Consider the following 1,230-nt stretch of genomic DNA (forward strand, 5'->3'; position numbering starts at 1 on the left):
TCCCGATAACTACCTTAGGTTTGAATTATTATTTTTAAATCTAAAAAAGTCATATAATTGAAAACCTGTCAGCGATCCAGCGATAGCCTTAGTCATAGAACTATCCCGATATTTGGAACTGACAGGTTTAAAGAACCAAGACCTGTATAAGATATCAGTCTCGACCTTTTAAGGTTCTTAGGTAAAGGTTCTTAATTTAAAAACTTAAACCAAAGCTATGAAATCCAAGTCATTTATAGGAATCGATGTGAGCAAATTATCACTTGATATCTGTTTGATCACCGAAGAGGGCGAAATTAAAAATTTTAAGGCCAACAACACCGTTGGGCATCTAAAAAAGTTGTTCAAGCTGATCGCCCAAGATGTGGATGTTGAAGAAACCCTGGTCTGTGCCGAATACACCGGCCATTACTCGAACATATTAAAAAGCTATTGCCTTGACAATGGGGTTGCACTGTGGTTGGAAAGCGGTGCGGAGATAAAGTTGCGCTCTGGGGTCCAAAGGTGTAAATCGGATAAAATCGACGCGCAGCGGATAGCCGAGTACGCTATGAGGCACTCTGACAAGGCCCTCCTTCAGACTTTGGAGGATGAAGTCATTTCGGAGAGCAAACTATTATTATCCGAAAGAAAACTCTATGTTGGTGAAAGGGCAAAGTACAGGACACAGTTAAAGGACCTGGGAGGTTTTGTTGAAAAGTCTATTTTTAAAGAGAGGAGCAAGCGGCTCAAAAGACACGTCGCCCTACTGACCAAGTCGATAGAAGAGATCGACCGGACAATAAAGGAATTGTTCAGTACAGAAATACTATTGGCACACCAAAGCAAGATCCTTACCTCTATTCCAGGTGTGGGGGACCAAGTGGCCATACATACCATTGTGGCCACAAATGGATTTACAAAGTTCAAAAATGGGAGGAAATTTGCCTGCCACGTCGGTGTAGCCCCCTTTTCCTTCCATTCAGGAACAAGTCAAAGATCAAGGAACAAAGTATCCCACAGGGCCAATAAAGAGCTTAAGACCCTCTTCCATATGGCCGCTCTGTCCGCAATAAAAATGAAGGGGGAGTTCCATGATTATTTTAAAAGAAAAGTAGCTGAGGGAAAAAATAAAATGACGGTAATCAATGCGGTACGGGCCAAAATAATCAACAGGATCTTTACTTTGATCAAAGAAAACAGAAAATATGAAAAAAACTATAATTTACCCTTGGTCAATCCATAAGAATA

Annotated in this window: 1 protein-coding gene; it reads left to right on the plus strand. The window is 40.8% G+C overall.

Annotated features, from left to right (window positions below; all coding sequences use genetic code 11):
• Nucleotides 1-217 precede the first annotated feature (217 nt).
• On the plus strand, nt 218-1,225 hold the full coding sequence (locus CWD90_RS22920) for an IS110 family RNA-guided transposase (protein ID WP_103478374.1): 1,008 nt from the start codon (nt 218-220) through the stop codon (nt 1,223-1,225).
• Nucleotides 1,226-1,230 lie beyond the last annotated feature (5 nt).

Source organism: Arenibacter catalasegens (assembly GCF_002909235.1).
GTDB lineage: Bacteria > Bacteroidota > Bacteroidia > Flavobacteriales > Flavobacteriaceae > Arenibacter > Arenibacter catalasegens.